Below are 3,652 nucleotides of genomic sequence, written 5' to 3' on the forward strand. Positions count from 1 at the left end.
CCCGCATGTCCTCAGTTTTCCAGGGCGAGGTGATCGGCCCTGCCCTGCTCGAACTCGCCACTCGCACTCTTGCGCGATTCGCCACGGAGCGGGCCAAACACGACCAGGCCAGGTTTTACGACGTCGAATTCGACGAGTTCACCGCCGACCCGCTGGCGGTCGTCGCCGACATCTATCGCCACCTCGGATGGGACCTGGCCAACGAGGTCCGCCCGGCCATGTCGGCCGTGCTGGCCGAAGACGAACGCCTCCGTTCGCACCGCTACGACCTGGCCCAATTCGGCATCAGCGCCGAGGAAGCCGACTCCCGACTCGGCACCCTGCTCTGAACCGACCGGAACTCGGTGGCCCGGAACTCGGTGGCCCCGTCGTGGGCTGACCTGGTCTCGGCCTGCTCCATTGGCACCGTCCAGCGGTCTCGCATTTGCCCTTCCATCACCGAGCAACGAGAAGACGCCAACGCTCCTGGGCCCAACTCACCGAAATAAGGGACGATCATGACTACCTTGTCCGCGGAGCCGGCGCTGGCCCGCTGGGGTTTCTCCGAATGGGTCGAAAGCGCAAGGCGAAGCGGCGAGCTGATCGCGACGCCTGAGCTTGACGACCTCAACGACGCGGTCATAAGCATCAACGGCAGAAAAGTGGTCAACTTCGCCGGCATCGGCATCCTCGGATGGCAACACGACCCGGACGTGCGCAACGTCTTCGTCGAGACGGCAATGAACTATGGGGACGTAATGAAGTAACAAATACGTGATCGAGAGCATCATCGCAGGTCACAGGCCTGTGGAGGGTTCGAAACGCGCAAGTTATTTCATTTCGACTCCTATGGCCTGGTCGTCGACGGCTCCCGAGTGGTTCAGGGCGTCGCCCGGCCACACCTGGAACTGGAGGCGCTGGTCGCTGAGATCACCGGCCGGCAGAAAGCGCTCACCTTCGCCACCGGACTGCTGGCCAACGTCGGATTCGTGCACGCGATGAGCGCCAGGTTCTCGTTCAACAACCAGCCCGGCGTGGACAACGCCGACACGGTGTTCGTGCTCGACCGGGACAGCCACTGGAGCATGTGGAAGGCCGTTGAGCGATTCAAGTTCGGACGTAACATGATCGCCTTCCGCCACAATGACATTGCCGATCTCAGGCAGGTGCTGGAGAACCTCCGCGGCCGGCGGGTCGTTGTCGGATTCTTGACCGTGTACTCCGACGGCTCGATGGCTCCGGTCGGCGAGATCCTCGACCTGTGCGACGAGTTCGGCGCGGTCAGCTTCGTCGACGACGCGAACGGCTTCATGGTCTACGGCAACGGCGGCCACCGGTTCGCCGCTGAATACGAGGAGCTGCGCCGGGCGACTTTCCTGATGGTGTCGTTCGGCAAGTCCATCGGCTTGGGCGGTGGCGCCCTCGCGGGACCGGCCGACGCTCTTGATGCGTTCCGCTTTCTGTCGGGCACGTCGGTGTTCACCAACAACATTCAGCCGCCGACCGCCGGCGCCATCGTCCATGTGCTGCGCCGGATGAGACAAGACCCGTCGGTGATGGAACGCTACCTCGACCGAGTCGACCGGCTGCGGGAGCGACTGCTCGGGATCGGCTGCACCATCAACGCCACGCCGACCTACGTCACATCGATCTCGGTGGGCTCGAACCACACCGCCGTACGCGTCCGGCAGGACTTCCTCGATCGCGGGTATCTGGTACCGATGTTCGGCTACCCGGCGGTGAACAAGAACCAGGCCGTGATCCGACTGATGGTGAACAACCGACTGTCCAACGAACACCTGGATGGCTTCGTCGACACACTCGCCGAGCTCAAGCAGAAGTACGAGTTCTGAACCGGCGCTGCTCGGTCGTCCGCGAGCCGGCACCGGCAGGGCCAGAGCCGGTACCGTCCGCGGCATCCTCCAGGGCGGCCGGGGGCACGGGACGAGTCAGGGGATCATACGGCCCTGGCGATCTGATCACGGCTTGCGAGTACAGATAGGCGCGATCTTGACACTCTCACCTGACGAGCGGGTCAGCCGGACCGCCGCTGATGCGATGAAGGGGCGGGAACCTGTCCTCTTATTCGCAGGATCTCGTCGTCCGGTTCGGGTGCGGTAGGCCTGTGTCGAGCAGCGGGGTGGAACGGGCCAGCACGATGTGCTAGGAGCGTGCGGCCTGGCTGAGCCGCCGCGGCCGGCAAGGGATCGGCCGGCCGGCCAGCCCGGCGCAGGGGAAGACCAACGCCGAGCTCACGCTGGAACGCGCAGTATGAGAGCTTCTCCTTGGCCACCGCCGCGAACGCCTCGTTGATCTCGTAGAGGTTCACGTCCGCGGGGGTCAGCCCCTCCTTGCGCAACGCGGCCGCGATCGCGTTCGCGGGTTGGGACAGCAGCGAGGCGTCCGGGCCCGCGACAAAGCCATGGTGACCGATCTCAGCGAGCACGGGGAGACTGAGCTCGTTCGCCTTCACCCGGCTCATGACGACGACGGCCGCGGCACCGTCGGAGATCTGGGAAGCCGAGCCGGCGGTGATCGTGCCGTTCGGGGCGAACGCGGGGCGCAGCCTGGCCAGCGCCTCCGCCGTGGTGTCACCCCGCACGCCCTCGTCCTGCGTCACCAGCACAGGCTTGCCACGGCGCTTGGGCACCTCGACCGGGACGATCTCGTCATCAAGACGATCTCGTCATCGAACAGACCGTTCCTCATGGCAGCGGCGGCGCACCGGTGCGACCGCGCGGCGAACTCATCCTGCTCGGCTCGGCTGATGCCCTGACCCTCCATGTGTCGCTCAGTGGAGGGTCCCATGCCCGTCCAGTCGAAGGCGCAGAAGAGAGCGTCACTAACGGTGGCGTCGAGAACTACGGCGTTGCCGTAGCGGACGCCGGCGCGCAGGGAGGGCAACAGGTGCGGTGCCCCCGTCATCGACTCCATGCCACCCACGACGACGACGTCGTACTCGCCGCTTGCGATGAGGCTGGCCGCCAGCACGATCGCGTCGAGGCCGGACAGGCACACCGCGTTCACCGTGCGCGCCGGGACGTTCATCGGAACACCGCCCCGGACGGCGGCCTGCCGTGCAGTGTTCTGCCCCTGGCCCGCCTGGATGACGCGACCCATGATCACATAGCCGGCCCGCTCACCGCCGATGCCGGCTTTCGCCAACACAGCCTCGATCGCGAAACCGGCGAGGTCCACGGCGGAGAAAGTCTTCATCGCTCCGGACAACTTGCCGATCGGAGTCCGCGCGCCGGCGACGATGACAGCACTGTTGTGCCTGTTGGAGAAGTCATAGCCCTAGACTGCACGAATATTCTGGAGCCAAGACGTTTTCTGGATAGTTCGCTTTTTGCGTGTTCTGTGCATCGAGATTGGAACGCAGATCGCACAGCGGTGAGCTGCAGGAATAAGCCGGGAAGCCGACACTTTCCGTGAGAATTTCTCTTTTTGTGTGTTCTGTGCTCTCCGGGCATGGGATCTCGATTTTGCGATTTTACCTCGCGAAAACACCGCCGAAAAAATGCTTCCGCACAAAAGGAGCGCGAGCGTGCCTAGTTGCACGCATTACCCGCGGCGCAGCCGTATGGTTGTAGTCGACTTAATCGCTCACTACCCGATCATCGCGGGAGAGCTTACCGATGAATGGACGGCAAAGGGCCGCCCACATCTATGG

Annotated in this window: 3 protein-coding genes and 1 pseudogene; 3 read left to right on the forward strand and 1 reads right to left on the reverse strand. The window is 64.3% G+C overall.

Annotation, left to right across the window (positions count from 1 at the left end):
• The 3 genes from AC08OU_RS22910 to AC08OU_RS22920 form a co-directional block, all read left to right on the forward strand.
• A partial coding sequence (locus AC08OU_RS22910) for a sulfotransferase (protein ID WP_476605773.1) occupies positions 1-329 on the forward strand: 329 nt, incomplete at its 5' end.
• Positions 330-497: 168 nt separating this feature from the next.
• Positions 498-746: a hypothetical protein gene (locus AC08OU_RS22915; protein WP_462189221.1), complete on the forward strand. Its 249-nt coding sequence runs from the start codon at positions 498-500 to the stop codon at positions 744-746.
• Positions 747-854: 108 nt separating this feature from the next.
• Entirely contained in the window at positions 855-1,832 is a 978-nt protein-coding gene (locus AC08OU_RS22920) for an aminotransferase class I/II-fold pyridoxal phosphate-dependent enzyme (RefSeq protein ID WP_476602268.1), read from the forward strand.
• Between the two features lie 389 nt (positions 1,833-2,221).
• Here the strand turns inward: AC08OU_RS22920 and AC08OU_RS22925 are convergent.
• Positions 2,222-3,195 (reverse strand): annotated as a pseudogene (locus AC08OU_RS22925) (acetyl-CoA C-acyltransferase); the annotation flags it as partial.
• Positions 3,196-3,652: the final 457 nt, after the last annotated feature.

The sequence above is a fragment of the Frankia sp. CcMO1 genome (genome assembly GCF_977945845.1).

What these genes read in the sequence shown, in the direction of transcription:
- AC08OU_RS22915 (WP_462189221.1), top strand. Translation starts at nt 498, where the DNA reads ATGACTACCTTGTCCGCGGAGCCGGCGCTGGCCCGCTGGGGTTTCTCC.